This is a genomic window from Clostridium sp. JN-9, assembly GCF_004103695.1.
GTDB lineage: Bacteria > Bacillota > Clostridia > Clostridiales > Clostridiaceae > JN-9.
The window spans coordinates 1,823,823-1,840,820 of sequence record NZ_CP035280.1 but is presented as its reverse complement, the minus strand read 5'-3'; the positions used below and the strand labels follow the sequence as shown (position 1 = coordinate 1,840,820).

Here is a 16,998-nt window from a genome sequence, read left to right as displayed (position 1 = left end):
TGTTAAAAATTATATATGTTGAAGAATTTTATAAATTGTAGTAATATTGGTATATACAATATGACAATATGCATTGAAAAATTTGAATTTTAGATATAAAATAACTCATTGTATAAGGCAGGAGAGATAAAAATGAGAAAAGTCTTAAAGAACAGTCCTATTCCTCTTCATTATCAGCTAAAGGAAATTATTCAGGAAATGATTGAAAATGAAGAGCTAAAGCCAGGTGATTTACTTCCTACAGAAAGGGAACTGTGTGAAATACAGGGCATAAGCAGAATGACTGCTAATAAGGCAATTTTATCACTGGTAAATGAAGGACTTCTATATAGGGAGCAGGGAAGGGGCACATTTATTGCTGAACCAAAAATAAACCAGCAATTATCTGAATTAAAAGGCTTTACAGAGGAAATGAGAGGAAAAGGGTATAATACTTCATCTAAGATACTGTCTTTTAGGATAAAAGAGGTTACAAAAAATAACAGTGTTATTTTGAATCTGGATTATGGTAAGGATTTAGTTTTTGAAATAGACAGACTTATGATTATTGATAATGAACCATTTGTAATTGAAAAAGTAACTATTCCAGAAAATTTGTGCAAGAATCTTACTATAGAAAAGATACAGGATAATTCATTGTACAAAGTATTAAAGAATGACTATGGGTATAGTATTACTAATGCTAAACAAACCATTGAGCCAGTAATTCTGTCAGAAGAGCAATGTAAATTATTAAATCAAAAAAAAGATTCTTTAGCACTGCTTTTTAGAAGAACGGCATATATAGAAAACAATGTTCCAATTGAATATACTAAATCATTTTATAGAAGCGATAAATATAAATATGAAGTAACATTAAAATAAAATTTACAGGGGTGATAAAATGAAGGCTATTATAAATGGAAAAATAATCACAAAAGATGGAGTTGTTTCAGGTAAAAGTATAATTTTCGATAAGCAAATAATTGATATAACAGATAATTTGGATCAACTTAATAATTCAGAGCTGCAGATTATTGATGCTAAAGGCAATTATGTATCTCCAGGATTTATAGATCTGCATATTCATGGATCTGGAGGAAAGGATGCAATGGATGGAGATATTGAAGGCTTAAAAGTTATAAGCAGTACCATTGCTAAAAATGGAGTTACAGCTTTTCTTCCAACAACAATGACTATGGATATAAATTTAATATATAAAGCTTTAGATACAATAAGGCAGGCAATGAAAGAACAAATGCCGGGGGCTAAGGTAGTTGGAGCTCATATGGAAGGCCCATTTATAAATGAAAAATATAAAGGTGCACAAGCTGCAGAACATATTTTAAATCCTGAATTTAAGTTAATTGATAAATATATGGATGTAATTAAGATAATTACCCTTGCTCCTGAAAAGGATCATAATTTCCAATTTATTAAAGAAGCAAAAAACAATGGTGTGGTTTTATCAATTGGACATTCCAATGCTACCTATGAAGAAGCAATGGATGCTATAGATGCAGGCATTACACATGCAACTCATACATTTAATGCAATGACACCTCTTCATCACAGGAGACCTGGAATTGTAGGTGCTATATTTAACAGCAGTATTGTATGTGAGTTAATAGCAGATAAAATTCATGTTCATCCTTCTTTATTTCAGCTTTTAGTAAATATTAAAGGTAAGGATAAAATTGTACTTATAACTGATTCTATGAGAGCTGGATGTATGAAGGACGGCCAATATGATCTGGGAGGACAAAAGGTTATTGTCAAAGACAATTCTGCCAGACTTGAAGATGGAGTTCTTGCAGGTAGTGTACTCACTTTAAATAAAGCAGTATTTAATATATTGAACAATACAAATTTAAAAATCAATGAAGTTATTAATATGGTTTCATTAAATGCTGCAAAAGAGATAAAGCTGGATAAATGCAAAGGAAGCCTGGAAGTTAACAAGGATGCTGATATAGTAATTTTTGATAAAGACATTAATGTAAAAGAAACTATTGCTGAAGGTAATATAATATATAAAGACTAAGGAGACATATCATGAAACAACATTCTTTATCCAGAACAGAGTTATTAATTGGCAGAGAAGCCTTAAATAAATTAAATAACAGCAAGGTAGTAGTGTTAGGCGTTGGCGGGGTTGGAAGCTTTACAGTAGAAGCACTTGCAAGATCAGGCATTGGTTCAATAATACTTGTGGATGATGATACCGTGTGCTTAACAAATATTAACAGACAAATTCATGCCACATTTAACACTATAGGAAAACCTAAAGTAGAAGTAATGAAGGATAGGATTTTATCCATTAATCCAAAATGCAATGTAATTGTATATGAGACTTTTATAAATGAAGAGAATATTTCAGATATTATACCTATGGATACAGACTATGTGGTGGATGCAATTGATACAGTATCTTCGAAATTATCAGTTATTCAATGGTGCAAGCATAATAATATACATATTATAAGCTGCATGGGTACCGGAAATAAGCTGGATCCAACTAAGTTTAAAATAGCAGATATATACAGTACTAAAATATGCCCTTTAGCCAAAGTTATGCGCCATGAGCTTAGAAAAAGAAATATAGACAGCTTAAAAGTGCTTTACTCTGAAGAAGAGCCAATAAAACCAAGATCAGATGAAGTTATAACATGTAAGGAAGGCTGTGTATGTACTGGAGGAAGCAGGAAATGCGCGGCAAAAAGACAGATACCAGGCAGTATCTCATTTGTACCTCCAGTTGCAGGATTAATCATAGGCGGCGAGGTAATTAAAGATATACTCAGCTTAAAATAAATTAAAGCTATACAAAAATAAGCTGCTGTAAAATTAATAATTATTTTTATTACAGCAGCTTTCTCTTTTATTATTCTTCTTCAAATTGACTTTTATCAACTCCACACACAGGGCAAACCCAATCATCAGGCAGATTAGCAAAGGAAGTTCCTGGAGCTACTCCATTATCAGGATCACCTGTTTCTGGATCATAAATATAACCACAAACTGAACAAACATACTTTTTCATACTAATACCTCCCAAAATTATATTGTTTTTAATTCTATTTTGACAATATTTATTATTTATTATGCTTACATTTTAATACTAAATTTTAAAGATGTCAACACTTATTACTAATTAATAATATTATCCGTTGAAAATGATAAATATTTCACGAAAAAAACTATTTAAAATTTATTTTAAAGGTGCTAAAATATCTATGTCGGTATTCTTATGAAACTGAACATAAATAAAGTTTAATAAGTGGCCCGAATTATATCCTATAAAGGAATAAGAACGGAGGTATATTTATGGAAAGAAAACTGCGTAGTACTGCAAGATTTAACACCAGACAGATGGCTATTACTGGTATGCTGTCTTCCATCTCAATATTACTTGGGGTAACAGGACTTGGATTTATTCCTATCCCGCCAATTAAGGCAACTATAATGCATGTGCCTGTAATTATAGGTGCAATACTTGAAGGTCCTGTTGTAGGCGCTATGATTGGTCTGATTTTTGGATTATTCAGCGTAATTCAGGCTGTAATGGTTCCAACACCTTTATCATTCATATTTATGAATCCCATAATATCTGTTTTGCCAAGGGTATTAATTGGTATTACATCATATTATGCTTTTAAAGGAATGTTTGGTAAAATTTCAACTTTAAAGATTGGTGTGGCTGCAGCTGTAGGCTCTTTTACAAATACTTTTGGTGTACTTGGCCTTATTTATCTGCTTTATGTTGATAAATATGCAAAAGCATTAAGAATAAGTCCAGCAGTTGCTAAGGATGGATTAATAGCCGTTGGTGTAACCAATGGTATACCAGAAGCTATACTATCAGTTGTAATTACAATTTCTGTAGTTATGGCAGTAAATAAAATTAGAAAGTAATATGGAACTCCTAGCATACCAAGCTAGGAGTTTTTTAAATAAAGCTAATTTGGAGGAATATTATGAAGAGAATAAAATTCACTGATATTGAAGGATTAAAAGTTGGACATGAACAGAATTTTGAAGCTGCTACAGGCTGCACCGTAGTCATATGTGAAGAAGGAGCTGTTGCAGGTGTTGATGTGAGAGGAGGAGCTCCAGGTACAAGGGAAACGGATCTTCTGGACCCGGTAAACTTAGTAGAAAAAATTAATGCTGTTGTACTAGCGGGAGGCAGTGCATTTGGCCTTGATGCCAGTTCAGGAGTAATGGAATTCTTAGAAGAAAGAAATATTGGGTTTGACGTTTCTGTAACAAAAGTACCAATTGTATGTTCAGCAGTATTATTTGATTTAGTTATTGGAAGTTCAAAGATAAGACCTGATAAACAAATGGGATATTCAGCTTGTATAAATGCTTATAATGAACAGGAACAGATGCAGGGAAATATTGGCGCAGGCACAGGAGCTACTGTTGGCAAAATACTTGGGCCTGAATTTTCCATGAAGGGCGGGCTTGGAACTTATGCAGTACAAATAGGCAGACTTAAAGTAGGTGCAATTGTGGCTGTAAACTGTTTAGGCGATGTTATTGATCCATGTTCAGAAAAAATAATTGCAGGAGCATTAAATAAAGAAAAGAATGGATTTGTTAACACTGAAAGTATTATGATGGATCAATATCAGATGAAAAGCAATTTGTTTTCAGGAAATACTACTATAGGAGTTGTAGCAACAAATGCAGTCTTGACAAAGGCACAGGCAAAAAAAATAAGCTCTATGGCTCATAATGGCTATGCAAGGACCATGAGACCGGCTCATTCTATGTTTGATGGCGACACTATTTTTACATTAGGAACAGGGAAGACAGATGCTGATGTTAATGTTATTGGTATGCTGGCAGCTAATGTAATGGAGAAGGCAATATTAAATGCTGTAAAGAGTGCCGAAAGCTGTCATGGCTATATAAGCTATAGCGACATTATAAGCAATCATTAATTGCATTATTTATTTATAAATATAAAACTGTTATAATATTATTTATGTATACTTTACAAAGTATACAATTTAAAAATTGGGGATGACAGATAGCGACTCATTTGTAATTGCAGGGGGAGAAAAGTAGATGATGAAAGATGTGCAGGATAACATATATAAAATTATGGATAGGTTTTACTTCTTATTTTTTATAATTTCCATAATTGTTTATATTATAAAGAGGAACTTAAGAATTGGTTTTATTACATTTATTTTAGGAGTAATAGTTACCTTTATTGTAGGTAACATTATAATAAGTTATAAAATTAAAAAGCAATAATATAATTTAAATTTTACAAAAAAACTTATTTTTTTTATGATAACATTTACCACATATTGACTGACCTTGTCATTAGATATAGAATTATGTAGTAAATTCATATTAATGAGGGTGATTATTATTGAAATTAGTGCAAAAACTATAAAAAACGATTTTATTAAAAAACTTACAACCCTTTACGCTGAAGACATAAATGAAGCATCAGATTTACATAAATATTTAGCATTAGGAAGCTTAATAAGGGATTATTGTTCTGAGAACTGGAAAAAATCAAATAAAAGATATACGGAAGAAAAATCCAAGCAGGTATATTATTTTTCTATGGAATTTTTAATAGGCAGATTGCTTGGAAGTAACTTACTAAATTTAGGAATCAGAAAGCAGTGCGCTGAAGCATTGTCCGAGTTAAACATAAACTTGGAAGATCTTGAAGATCAGGAGAACGATGCAGGGCTCGGCAATGGGGGTCTTGGAAGATTAGCAGCATGTTTCTTAGATTCCATGGCTTCGCTTGGAATACCAGGTCATGGCTGCGGCATAAGATATGATTATGGCTTATTTGAACAAAAAATCGTAGATGGTTATCAGGTGGAAATACCTGATTACTGGCTTAAGGACGGCAATATCTGGGAAGTCAGAAAAGAAAATAAAGCTGTAAAAGTAAGATTTGGCGGAGATGTAAAAGCTGTATTTAAGAATAACAGGCTTTCTTTTATTCATGAAAACTATGATGAAGTTCTTGCTGTTCCCTATGATACTCCTATAATAGGCTATAGGAATAATACTGTTAACACTCTTAGGCTTTGGAGAGCAGAAACAGTAGACAAGGATTTTGATTTAGCCTGCTTCAGCAGAGGTGAATATTCTAAGGCAGTGGAAAATAAATTCTCTGTTGAATCCATTTCTCAGGTATTATATCCAGATGACTCAAGAGAAGAAGGAAAAATCTTAAGATTAAAACAGCAGTATTTCTTTGTAAGTGCAGGTCTTCAAAGCATTGTAAGAAGATATAAAAAAATGGGGAAACCAATTTTAGAAATGGATGAACACATAGCTGTACATATTAATGACACTCATCCATCAATAGCAATAGCAGAGCTAATGCGTATTTTAGTTGATGAAGAAATGATAGACTGGGATAATGCATGGAGAATTACAACAAATATAATGGCTTACACAAATCATACAATTCTTGCAGAAGCTCTTGAAAAGTGGCCTGTTGACATGTTTAAAAAACTGCTTCCAAGGATATATATGATTATAGAGGAAATTAACAGAAGATTTGTCCTTGAAATAGCTGATAGATATGGAAAAGACAGCAGTAAAATAAATAAGATGAGTATTATAAACAATGGACAGGTTTATATGGCTCACTTAGCTATTGTAGGAAGTCATTCTGTAAATGGAGTGGCTAAACTTCATACAGAATTATTAAAACATAAAGAGCTTGCTGACTTTAATGAATTTTATCCATCAAAATTTAATAATAAAACAAATGGAATAACCCATAGGAGATGGCTTATTAAAGCCAATCCTAAATTATCAGATTTAATTGTTGACACAATAGGCAGTGAATGGATATATTCTCCTGATAAATTAATACAATTAAGTGCTTTTTCAAAGGACTCAGCATTTAAAGAAAAAGTAAGCAGCATAAAGAACAGCAATAAGATTCAATTTTCAAATTATGCTTTATCAAAATATGGAATTAAAATTGATCCTGATACAATATTTGATGTTCAGGTAAAAAGGCTGCACGGATATAAAAGACAGATATTAAATGTATTTAATATTATGGATTTGTATTATAGAATTAAGGAAAATCCAAATTTAGATATAGTTCCAAGAACATTTTTCTTTGGAGCTAAGGCTGCTCCCAGCTATTTTTTAGCTAAAAAAACAATAAAGCTTATTAATACAGTGGCAGAAGTTATTAATAATGATAAGAGTATAAATAACAAAATTAAGGTTGTATTTTTACCAAACTATTCAGTATCCCTTGCTGAAAAAATAATCCCATGTGCAGATGTTAGTGAGCAGATTTCAACAACTACTAAGGAAGCTTCAGGAACAGGAAATATGAAATTCATGATGAACGGTGCTGTTACCATAGCAACTTTAGATGGTGCCAATGTAGAAATACATGATGCCGTTGGAGACGACAACATTGTTATATTTGGTATGAACAAAGATGAGGTTCTTAAATTAACGGCTGATGGAAGCTATAATTCAAGGGATTATTTTTGTAAAGATATGAGATTAAACAGAATAATAAATGCATTAACTGATGGTTCACTAGGAGTGTCACCATCTGAATTCGTGGATATTCAGATTTCACTTCTTGCCAGAAATGATGAATATTTTGTACTTAAAGATTTTGATTCATATGTTTCAGCTCAAAATAAGATAAATAATCTTTATAAGAACAGCTCAAAATGGCAAGAGATGTGTATTGAAAATATAGCACACAGCGGAATTTTTTCATCAGATAACACAATAAGAGCCTATGGAAAAGAAATCTGGGGAGTATTATAATCAGCATTTTGTAAATAAAACTATAGAATAATGTAACATTACATTGTTCTATAGTTTTTTCTTGTAAATAAAAAAGAATATCTCTTTATTTTTATTTTAAAACATATTACAGCCATTATGGCATCAAAAGCCCATTGTATATCTGTTACCCACCATACATATGTAACAGATAAATGCTTTAATGAAATAAAATAATAAATTAAAGGAAGCCTGATGATCCAGCTTGAAATAAGGGAAATATAAAAAGGAGTCTTTGTATCACCAAGCCCTTTAAGTGCACCTGCGTATACAGATGATATTGCTATGGAAGGCTGTTCTAAAGCACCAATAGTAAGACATAATGAGGCATATTTAATTACCTCATACTCTGATTTATTTAAATATATTTTAACTAAAAAACCGGGAATCAAAACAAACATTAAGCCAAAGAATGACATAATACAGGCAGCAAGAAATACGCACTGCTTTGCATTTTTCCTTGTCTGTTTATAATCACCTTTTCCAATATTAATACCTGCCAGAGTTGTAGAAGCCAGACCAAAACCAATACCAGGCATCACTGATATAGATTCTATTGAATTTGCAATTTCATTAGCTGCAAAGGCTATAGAACTTGAACGCATTATTATAAATGAGCATAATAATCTGCTGACACTATATGCTGCTTCTTCCAGTGAAGAAGGAATTGAAAGTTTGATAATTTCAATAAATTTGTTTTTATTTAAGTAAAAAATGTACTTTATTCTCAAATTAATATTTTTATTCATGGAGAGAAGGATTATTAAATAGATTAATCCAAATAGCTGACTGAAAATAGATGCAAGGGCTGCACTGTTTGTCACAGTAAAGAACTTAAATCTATAAATAAGAAGCCAGTTTATAAATAATTTATTTAAAAAGATTAAACATGATACAAAAAATGGAGTATAAGTATCTCCATGAGCTCTGAATAAACAGTTAATTAAAGAATTTACCATTAATATAAAAATATAAAATGAGCTTATTTTCATAAATACCTTAGAAATATGTAATACTTCTCCTTTTGCTCCTCCAATAGTTAATAGTTTTTCGCAGAAACAAAATAAGAATATGAATATTATTATTGCTGTTATTATACCGATTATAATGCCTAGTGCAGCATATTCATCAGCTTCCTCATAATTTTTAGCTCCGACTTTTCTTGAAACTAAAGATGTAATGGATATACATATTCCTGTAGTTATGAATATATTGACAAAAACGTTCATAATCCCGCTGCTTAATCCAACTGCTGTAACACATATATTTCCTCCTGCATTTCCAACCATTATCAAATCTGTATTGGTAATCAAAGTTATTATTATCATTTCTGCCACTATGGGCAGTGATATATTTAATACATAGCTTCCGTTTTTATTTATATGCATATTTGTACTCCTTATTTATTTGTGGGAAGTTACATCACTCCTTATTTATTTCATACTAAGAATGTATTAAATGAGAAAAATATATATGATAAAAGTAGTGAAATATTAAATGGACATATAATGTTTTAAAATAAATAAACGATACTAAATTGTGAGAAAGATGATTAAATAAGGAAAGGAAGTAAATTTTGTGTTTAATTTTAAAAGAAAGAATGAAGAATTTACTGTAAAGAATGATAATCCTGATATTAAACAGGATAATAATATTGTTAATAATGATACCAGAGGAATTGCCTTATTAAAGCATAATCAAAATTGTATTGTAGATAAAATAATTTTAAAAGTAGATGAAACTAATTTTGCTGCAGATAATTTAATAAATGTAACAAATAATATTTCACATAATGTGGAAATACAAATGGAATCAATTGAAAAAGTGGTTGATGAAATAAGCAGTTACTCTGCAATAGCTGAAGAAGTTATAGCAAGCACAGAAAATTCAAAGTCAATAGCAGCGCAGACACTTGAAATCGCTAACAAAGGAAGTCAGGCTGTAACAAATTCATTAGATGCAATGAAAGAAATTGAAGAATCTGTTACTAATGTAAAAGATGTAGTTATAGATTTAAACACAAAAGCAATCCAGATTAATGAAATGCTAAAGATAATTAAAGACATTTCAAACCAGACAAATTTACTTTCACTTAATGCTGCAATAGAAGCTGCAAGAGCTGGAGATGCTGGAAAGGGATTTGCAGTTGTTGCAGCAGAAGTAAAAAAATTAGCTCAGAGAAGTTCTGAATCTGCTGAGCATATCTCAAAAACTGTTTCTGAAATTAATAAAAGCATTGATAAAACTATGAAGGCCATGGATAAAAGTGCTGAAAAGGTTAAAGAAGGTACAAATATTGCAAATAACACAAGGGAAGTGTTTAAAAGCATTGTAGATGCTGTAAATACTACAACTGATGTGGCTTCTGAAATCAGTACAGCTGCTTCAAAGCAGACTTCAAGCCTTGAGGGTATCGTAAGCTCTACAGAGGAAATGAATGTGGTATCAGGCAAAGTAATGTCCCTGGTAGAATGGGCTTCTTTAAACAGTAAATACACTAAAACTTCAATTAATATGCTGTCAGAAGTAGCTAAGGATTTAAAAGTCATTTCTAATAAACTTATAAGTCAGGTAGACTCAGTGAAAAATCAACAGTATACTTTAAGAACATGCTTAAGTGGAGTGCCCCTCAGTATGGATCCTGCTTTGGCATATGACCAGCAAAGTGCACAGATTTTATTTAATGTTCATGCAGGATTACTTTTGATTGGACCTACAGGTGAAATTATTCCAGGTATTGCAAAGAGCTGGGATGTTGAAGAAGATGGAGTTACATGGGTATTTAATTTAAGAAAAGGAGCAAAATTTCATAATGGAAGAGAAGTAGCTGCTGAAGACGTTAAATATTCATTTGAAAGACTGCTGAGTCCTTCTTTAAATTCAGCTAACTTCTGGTATCTGGATCAGGTAGAAGGAGCAGAGGACTTTAATAAGGGAAAGGCAGACAATATTAAGGGAATAAAAATATTAGACAAATATAGAATAGAATTAAAGCTTAAGTCACCTTACAGCGGATTCTTATTAAATTTAGGACAGTTTTGTGTTTCAATAATTGCAAAGGAAGATGTTGCAAAGGGTAAGTTTACCGGATGCGGACCATATATGATTGAAAGTAAGGACAATGAAAAGTATGTTCTTAAGGCCTTCAGTGATTTCTTTGGAGGTGCCCCTTATGTAGATAGAATAGAAGTATATTATAATGTAAATAATAGTTCAACAGGGTTTCTCGAAAAGAAATTTGACTTCATAAACATAGAAAACAAAGAAAACCTTGAAAAGCTTAAGGGTTCAGGTAAAAATAACATTAAGTTCAGAAGCATTTTAGGTACATATTATGCTGGCTTTAATCTGAAATCCAGTTCACCATATGCCTCAAGTGTGGAATTAAGAACAGCACTTAATTTAGCAGTTAATAAACAAAATATAATAAAAGAGATTTTAGGCGGTATGGCAGTTGAAAGTAAAGGACCTTTTCCTCCAGCCATAATAAATAACACTGAATTAAAATCATTTGAATATAATCCTCAAAAGGCCAGAGAAATAATAAATAAGTATCCAAATGCTAAAAAAATAAAAATAAATTACAGGGATGAAAGTGAAGATACTTTATTCAATAAAATCTCACAGGCAATTATTAAAGATTTGAAAGATGCAGGAGTAGAATGCATAATAAATAAAGTCCCATCTGACAAATATCTTACTCCTGAAAAAATATCACAATGCGATCTTTACATAGCAAGATGGATTGCAGATACAGGTGATCCGGATAACTTCCTGCAGCCTTTATTTAATCCTACTAATGTTACAGATTTTACAAGATATGATAATGCTGAAGTAAGTAATCTTATGGAAAAAGCTAAACAAATTGTGAACCCTGAAAAAAGGACAAAGATGTATGAACAGATCCAAAAGTTAATAGTTAATGATGTACCTTGGATATTCTTATATCATCCTCAAATTGGATATACTTCACAGGATGGTATTTTAGGGGTAAGGTTAAGTACATTAAGCATTTTAAAATATGAAGACATTATTATTGGAGAAAGTAAATAAATTTATTATACAAGGAGGATAAAATCATGGATAAAAACTTTTATTTAAAAAACAGGGAGAAATTATATAAAAAATTAGAGGATGACTCTATACTTATATTGTTTGCTGGACAGGCGCCATATAAATCAGCTGATGAGAAATATAGCTTTACACCTAACAGAAATTTTTTATATCTTACTGGCATAGCAGAGGAAAATGAAATACTTACTGCTTATAAAAGAAATGGCAGCATTCATGAGACTATATTCATAGAAAGACAGGACCCTGTAATGGCAAGATGGGTTGGAGAAAGAATTTCCGTGGATGAAGTGTCTGAAAAAAGCGGCATAACATCCATTCAATATATTGATGAATTTCAAAGTTATATTGGAGGAATGCTTGGAAGATTTAATTTCCAATCTGTATACCTGGATTTAGAAAGAGCTGAATGGTTAAATCCAATAAATAATGCTCAGGCGTATGCAGGTGAATTGAAAGCAAAATATCCCCATATAATTATAAAAAATATTTATCCTGAAATCTCCAAATTAAGAGTAATTAAATCTCAAGAAGAAATCCAGACCATGGAAAAGGCAGCTGCCATTACAATTGAAGGTGTGGAGAACATGATGAAGAACTGCAGGCCTGGTATGATGGAATACGAAATTGAAGCATATTTTGACTACAGTCTAAGGAAAAACGGTGTAGTTGATAAGGCCTTTAATACAATTTGCGGAAGTGGCAGAAATGGTGCAACACTGCATTACAGCAGCAATAATTGCAAAACAGGTGAAAATGATCTTGTACTTTGTGATCTGGGCGCTCAATATGAATACTATGATGCAGATATTACACGTACTTTCCCAGTTTCAGGAAAATTCACTGAAAGGCAGAAGCAGGTATATAATGTTGTTTTAAAAGCAAATATGGCTGTAATAGAAAAAGCTAAACCAGGCATAAGCTTCAGTTATCTGGAAGATACAGTAAGAAATATATTAACTGACGGCTTAATAGAACTGGGTTTAATAAAAGAAAGAAATGAGCTTTCAAAGTACTACTTCCACAGCTTTAGTCATCATCTGGGAAGTGACACTCATGATGTTGGAGGTAAGGAAATGAATCTGCAGGCAGGTATGGTTATTACTGATGAACCTGGGCTTTACATTCCTGAAGAAAGTATTGGAGTAAGAATAGAAGATGATTTATTAATAACTGATACAGGGTGCAGAGTATTAACAAAGAATATGATAAAAACTATTGATGATATTGAAAACTTTATGTGCAGATAATAAAAAGGAATTGCGGTGTCGCAATTCCTTTTTATTTACAATTTGAATTTTATAAATTATGAATAAAATCTAAATAAACAATATATTATGAAGTATAATATAAAAGTTAATTTGGGAGGTTATTAAACATGAAATATACCGAGGAGAATCTCTGGGTAAAGCAAAGAGGCAGTAAAGCTGAAATTGGAATTACAAACTATATAAGGGATGATCTTGGTGAAGTTGTTATGGTAGAAATGCCTGAAGCAGGGGAAGAAATTTTGAAAGGTGAAACAATTTTCACAGTTGAATTCGCTGATAGTGTAATAGATTTTAAATGCCCATTGCATGTAAATGTAATCAAATTCAATGAAGATTTAGAAGAGGATACATGTTTGATCAATGAAGATAGTGAAAGCACATATGTATTAAAATGTGAAATTTTAGATTCTGATGAATTAGATGAGTTGTTATCATTAAAAGAATATAAAGAAATATGCAATTAAAAATTATATGTGTGCTTAGAATAAATCTTAATGTTTTTTCTAATAAATCGGTATTAAAAATATAAAATTGAAAATAATACAATATATATTAATTTTTATTCAATTATATTTTATAACTGGAGGAGTTAAAATGAAAAACGGTGTAGTAAAGTGGTTTAATAAAGAAAAAGGATACGGATTTATAACCGTTGAAGGAGAAGGGGATATCTTTGTACATTATTCTGCAATACAGGGAGAAGGAAATAGAAAGGATCTTGAAGAGGGGGAGAATGTCCAGCTGGATGTAGTGCAGGGAGATAAAGGACTACAGGCATCTAATGTTACAAAGCTATAATATAAATATGAAAGGATGAACAACTTGGCACATAAGGATAATAAAAACAGTAAAAGCAATAAAAAATCAAAACAAAAGACAAAAGTAGAAATGGATAAAATGAAAGTTGAAACTTCAAACGAAATTGGATATTCTAAAGAATCCAGAAAGCTTGGAAAAGATAAGCCTAAAAGGGCTAAATAATTATAAAACAGGAGCACATTATCATTTGGATAATATGCTCCTTTAATTACACTTTATTCCGATAGTTTTAAAGATAATCTCACATTTTTACCGTTTCTGTTTGCCTCTATTTTAACTACATCACCGGATTTATGAGTTGATTTAATTGTATTTATTTCATTTACACTTGAAACATTTTTACCATCAAACTTTACAATTACATCACCAGGCTGGATACCTGCCTTTTCAGCAGCACTGAACTGTTCAACCTGAACTACATAAACACCCTTTGGGATATTATACTGCTTTGAAGTAGCGTTATCTATGTCCCTTGCTGCAATTCCTATTTTTAATATTGGTTTTAAAAGGCTGTCAATTTTAGGCTTAATTGTATCAATTGGAATTGCAAATCCAATGCCTTCAACACCATTTCCATTAATTTTTGCAGAATTAATTCCTATAACCTGACCAAGGCTGTTAACTAATGCACCTCCGCTGTTGCCTGGATTAATGGCAGCGTCAGTCTGAAGGAAACTTTCATTAGTATTCCCCACAGTAATTTGTCTGTTCACAGCACTTATAACTCCTGTTGTAACTGTGCCTAACAGTTCCTTACCTAAAGGATTTCCGATGGCAACAACAGAATCACCCACCTGCATATCTTTAGAATTACCAAGTTCAGCAACTGCAGGCATTTTAACTTTATCTGTTACCTTAATTACAGCTACATCAAGATTTGCATCATAATTAATAACTTTTGCATTATATTCCTTAGTACTGCCGCTTAAAATTACTTTAATCTGCTGAGCTCCCTGAACAACATGGTAATTTGTTAATATATAGCCATCCTGATTAAATATTATTCCAGATCCCATTCCTTGCTGTGGACTATTATCTGAGAAAAATCCATCACCTGATGGCATTTCAGTAGTGGAAACACCAACAACTGCAGGGCCTACCTTCTTAGCTATTTCTGCCACAGTAAGCCCAGTGGTTTTTGTACTTGTAGGTGTTGCATAAGAGCCGTTTTTTGAGCTGACTGCTGAGTCAGGTGTGTAATTTGATTGTAATGATTTATATAATGGCGTATTTTGAAACATACTTGTTTTGGGCAGTAAATATAATGATGCTGCACTTGATGCTGCACCTCCTATAACACTACATACTAAGCCAATAATAATGTATGATGCAAAATGTTTTTTAGGCTTTTTATTATTAGAAGTTTGTTTTGATGATGTATTTCCCATGCAGGAATCTATATTATCATTTTGTTCATACTTAGAATCAGCTGGTCCTAAGTTTATTGTTTCACTGTTCTGATTTTCTTCAGGCTGAGAAGGTTGAAGAAAATTATTATTTTCTGTATTCATATGTTTATACCTCCTGTTGGATAATATATACTTTGCAAAGTATATATTTATTAGTTTCTACATAGTTAAATAATAATAGAGTTATGTGACAGAAATATGGCAAAATCATTACTGTATTGTTAATTTCATGTGACAGATTAATTAAAATATATGGTTTTTCCTTGCTTTCCACAAACCTCCTAAAATGTTTGTATTAAATTCGGGCAAAATATATTTGAACAATTATATAAAACAAGGAGGAGCTATGTTTAAAAAATTTAATGTTTTTTTAATTTTATGTTTAATATTAATAGGCTTTAGTTTCAATGTAAGTGCAGAAACTATGCCTACTTATAATTATGTGGTAAAAAGCGGCGACAGCTTGTGGAAAATTGCACAGGCAAATGAAACAGGTATATCAGAATTAGTAATGCTCAATCCGCAGATTTCTGACCCTGCATTAATCTATACCGGGTCTGTATTAAAGATACCTGATATTAGGGAAATTAAAAATATTGAGAACAATGTAATAAAACTTGTAAATGCAGAAAGACAGAAAAGAGGAATTGCTCCATTAAGATCTAACTGGCAGCTTTCAAGAGTGGCAAGATATAAATCTCAGGATATGAGAGATAAAAAATATTTTTCACATACATCTCCCACCTTTGGCAGCCCTTTTGTAATGATAAGGAACTTTGGAATATCATTTACTGCTGCAGGTGAAAATATTGCTATGGGACAGACAACTGCTGAACAAGTCATGAATAGCTGGATGAATTCAGCAGGTCATAGAAGTAATATATTAAATCCTGACTTTTCTGAAATAGGTGTTGGATATTCAAACGGATATTACTGGACTCAAATGTTCATAAAACCATAATAGGGGCTGTCGCACTAATTAATTTACATGCAATATATTTTGGTATTTATTTTTAATTTTTTTGGTGTAGCTCTATTCCTCTCCGATACTGTTAACTATATAGAAAGTAATAAATATCTTCACCGTGGCTGTCACAAAATATCCAATCCTCAAAGATTTTTGGGATTGCTACGGTGTTTAGATATTTACTTTCTATAGACACCTATGGCTCTTTTAAATAATAATGTTGATGTGAATAGGACAATCCTCTAATGGTAATAATTAAAATACCTACATATTACTGAAGGGATTGGATTACTATGGAGAATAAAAAATGTACTGATATAAATATATTATCTTATTTTGCTTCATTAAGACATGATTCTGAAAGAAAATGCCCATACTGTGGCTGCACCCATACAGTGCTATACGGAAAATACAATGATAAACAAAGATATATATGCAAAAGCTGCAAAAAAACCTTTAATGATTTTACAAACACGCCAATTGCAAGGACTCATTTCCCTGAAAAATGGGAGGCATTCATTAAGTGTACCATTGAGGGCTTATCCCTTAAGGCGGCAGCCCGGGAAATTGGCGTTTCTTATGTAACACTATTTTACTGGAGGCACAAGCTGCTCTCTGCTTTAAAAATGGTTAAACAAAATAAAATGCAGGGAAAGTT

The 16,998-nt window shown here is 31.8% G+C and carries 15 protein-coding genes and 1 pseudogene; 13 read left to right on the top strand and 3 right to left on the bottom strand.

What is annotated here, in order from left to right:
- The first annotated feature begins 132 nt into the window (after positions 1 to 132).
- Genes EQM05_RS08835 through EQM05_RS08825 form a run of 3 tightly spaced genes read left to right on the top strand, consistent with a single transcriptional unit; the run spans position 133 to position 2,793 of the window.
- On the top strand, positions 133 to 864 hold the full coding sequence (locus tag EQM05_RS08835; protein WP_128749701.1) for a GntR family transcriptional regulator: 732 nt from the start codon (positions 133 to 135) through the stop codon (positions 862 to 864).
- A 19-nt stretch (positions 865 to 883) separates the two neighbouring features.
- Positions 884 to 2,023, top strand: a complete 1,140-nt coding sequence (gene nagA / locus EQM05_RS08830) for an N-acetylglucosamine-6-phosphate deacetylase (protein ID WP_128749700.1) — start codon at positions 884 to 886, stop codon at positions 2,021 to 2,023.
- 11 nt (positions 2,024 to 2,034) lie between these two features.
- Positions 2,035 to 2,793 (top strand): tRNA threonylcarbamoyladenosine dehydratase, encoded by a 759-nt coding sequence (locus EQM05_RS08825; RefSeq protein WP_128749699.1) that lies wholly within the window; start codon positions 2,035 to 2,037, stop codon positions 2,791 to 2,793.
- A 70-nt stretch (positions 2,794 to 2,863) separates the two neighbouring features.
- Here the strand turns inward: EQM05_RS08825 and rd are convergent, their stop codons facing one another.
- Complete coding sequence (rd, locus tag EQM05_RS08820) at positions 2,864 to 3,022, bottom strand: rubredoxin (RefSeq protein ID WP_128749698.1); 159 nt, start codon at positions 3,020 to 3,022, stop codon at positions 2,864 to 2,866.
- 284 nt (positions 3,023 to 3,306) lie between these two features.
- Between rd and EQM05_RS08815 the strand changes: the two genes are divergently transcribed.
- The 3 genes from EQM05_RS08815 to EQM05_RS08805 all read left to right on the top strand — a co-directional run bounded on the left by EQM05_RS08815 (position 3,307) and on the right by EQM05_RS08805 (position 7,785).
- Positions 3,307 to 3,894, top strand: a complete 588-nt coding sequence (locus EQM05_RS08815; protein WP_128749697.1) for an ECF transporter S component — start codon at positions 3,307 to 3,309, stop codon at positions 3,892 to 3,894.
- A 62-nt stretch (positions 3,895 to 3,956) separates the two neighbouring features.
- Complete coding sequence (locus EQM05_RS08810; RefSeq protein WP_128749696.1) at positions 3,957 to 4,931, top strand: P1 family peptidase; 975 nt, start codon at positions 3,957 to 3,959, stop codon at positions 4,929 to 4,931.
- A 424-nt stretch (positions 4,932 to 5,355) separates the two neighbouring features.
- Entirely contained in the window at positions 5,356 to 7,785 is a 2,430-nt protein-coding gene (locus EQM05_RS08805; RefSeq protein ID WP_128749695.1) for a glycogen/starch/alpha-glucan phosphorylase, read from the top strand.
- A gap of 38 nt (positions 7,786 to 7,823) precedes the next feature.
- On the opposite strand, the gene EQM05_RS08800 is transcribed toward EQM05_RS08805, so the two are convergent.
- The gene (locus EQM05_RS08800) at positions 7,824 to 9,191 is read right to left on the bottom strand and encodes an MATE family efflux transporter (protein ID WP_128749694.1); all 1,368 of its coding nucleotides are present in this window, start codon (positions 9,189 to 9,191) and stop codon (positions 7,824 to 7,826) included.
- A 190-nt stretch (positions 9,192 to 9,381) separates the two neighbouring features.
- Between EQM05_RS08800 and EQM05_RS08795 the strand changes: the two genes are divergently transcribed.
- The 5 genes from EQM05_RS08795 (at position 9,382) to EQM05_RS08775 (ending at position 14,126) form a co-directional block, all read left to right on the top strand.
- Positions 9,382 to 11,856: an ABC transporter substrate-binding protein gene (locus EQM05_RS08795; RefSeq protein WP_243108030.1), complete on the top strand. Its 2,475-nt coding sequence runs from the start codon at positions 9,382 to 9,384 to the stop codon at positions 11,854 to 11,856.
- A gap of 26 nt (positions 11,857 to 11,882) precedes the next feature.
- Positions 11,883 to 13,124, top strand: a complete 1,242-nt coding sequence (locus tag EQM05_RS08790) for an aminopeptidase P N-terminal domain-containing protein (protein WP_128749693.1) — start codon at positions 11,883 to 11,885, stop codon at positions 13,122 to 13,124.
- Between the two features lie 128 nt (positions 13,125 to 13,252).
- Entirely contained in the window at positions 13,253 to 13,609 is a 357-nt protein-coding gene (locus EQM05_RS08785) for a glycine cleavage system protein H (protein ID WP_128749692.1), read from the top strand.
- Positions 13,610 to 13,739: 130 nt separating this feature from the next.
- Positions 13,740 to 13,943 (top strand): cold-shock protein, encoded by a 204-nt coding sequence (locus tag EQM05_RS08780; RefSeq protein ID WP_128749691.1) that lies wholly within the window; start codon positions 13,740 to 13,742, stop codon positions 13,941 to 13,943.
- 24 nt (positions 13,944 to 13,967) lie between these two features.
- Entirely contained in the window at positions 13,968 to 14,126 is a 159-nt protein-coding gene (locus EQM05_RS08775; RefSeq protein ID WP_128751080.1) for a small, acid-soluble spore protein, alpha/beta type, read from the top strand.
- A gap of 53 nt (positions 14,127 to 14,179) precedes the next feature.
- On the opposite strand, the gene EQM05_RS08770 is transcribed toward EQM05_RS08775, so the two are convergent.
- Entirely contained in the window at positions 14,180 to 15,475 is a 1,296-nt protein-coding gene (locus tag EQM05_RS08770; protein WP_347560222.1) for a trypsin-like peptidase domain-containing protein, read from the bottom strand.
- A gap of 322 nt (positions 15,476 to 15,797) precedes the next feature.
- On the opposite strand from EQM05_RS08770, the gene EQM05_RS08765 reads away from it, so the two are divergent.
- Both EQM05_RS08765 and EQM05_RS16170 read left to right on the top strand, forming a co-directional pair.
- Positions 15,798 to 16,334, top strand: a complete 537-nt coding sequence (locus tag EQM05_RS08765) for a CAP domain-containing protein (protein ID WP_243108170.1) — start codon at positions 15,798 to 15,800, stop codon at positions 16,332 to 16,334.
- A gap of 422 nt (positions 16,335 to 16,756) precedes the next feature.
- Positions 16,757 to 16,972, top strand: a pseudogene (locus EQM05_RS16170) (IS1595 family transposase); the annotation flags it as partial.
- Positions 16,973 to 16,998 lie beyond the last annotated feature (26 nt).

Coding starts and splice junctions, on each gene's coding strand:
- EQM05_RS08835 (WP_128749701.1), top strand. CDS start 133: ATGAGAAAAGTCTTAAAGAACAGTCCTATTCCTCTTCATTATCAGCTA.
- nagA (WP_128749700.1), top strand. CDS start 884: ATGAAGGCTATTATAAATGGAAAAATAATCACAAAAGATGGAGTTGTT.
- EQM05_RS08825 (WP_128749699.1), top strand. CDS start 2,035: ATGAAACAACATTCTTTATCCAGAACAGAGTTATTAATTGGCAGAGAA.
- rd (WP_128749698.1), bottom strand. CDS start 3,022: ATGAAAAAGTATGTTTGTTCAGTTTGTGGTTATATTTATGATCCAGAA.
- EQM05_RS08815 (WP_128749697.1), top strand. CDS start 3,307: ATGGAAAGAAAACTGCGTAGTACTGCAAGATTTAACACCAGACAGATG.
- EQM05_RS08810 (WP_128749696.1), top strand. CDS start 3,957: ATGAAGAGAATAAAATTCACTGATATTGAAGGATTAAAAGTTGGACAT.
- EQM05_RS08805 (WP_128749695.1), top strand. CDS start 5,356: ATGAGGGTGATTATTATTGAAATTAGTGCAAAAACTATAAAAAACGAT.
- EQM05_RS08800 (WP_128749694.1), bottom strand. CDS start 9,191: ATGCATATAAATAAAAACGGAAGCTATGTATTAAATATATCACTGCCC.
- EQM05_RS08790 (WP_128749693.1), top strand. CDS start 11,883: ATGGATAAAAACTTTTATTTAAAAAACAGGGAGAAATTATATAAAAAA.
- EQM05_RS08785 (WP_128749692.1), top strand. CDS start 13,253: ATGAAATATACCGAGGAGAATCTCTGGGTAAAGCAAAGAGGCAGTAAA.
- EQM05_RS08780 (WP_128749691.1), top strand. CDS start 13,740: ATGAAAAACGGTGTAGTAAAGTGGTTTAATAAAGAAAAAGGATACGGA.
- EQM05_RS08770 (WP_347560222.1), bottom strand. CDS start 15,475: ATGAATACAGAAAATAATAATTTTCTTCAACCTTCTCAGCCTGAAGAA.
- EQM05_RS08765 (WP_243108170.1), top strand. CDS start 15,798: ATGCCTACTTATAATTATGTGGTAAAAAGCGGCGACAGCTTGTGGAAA.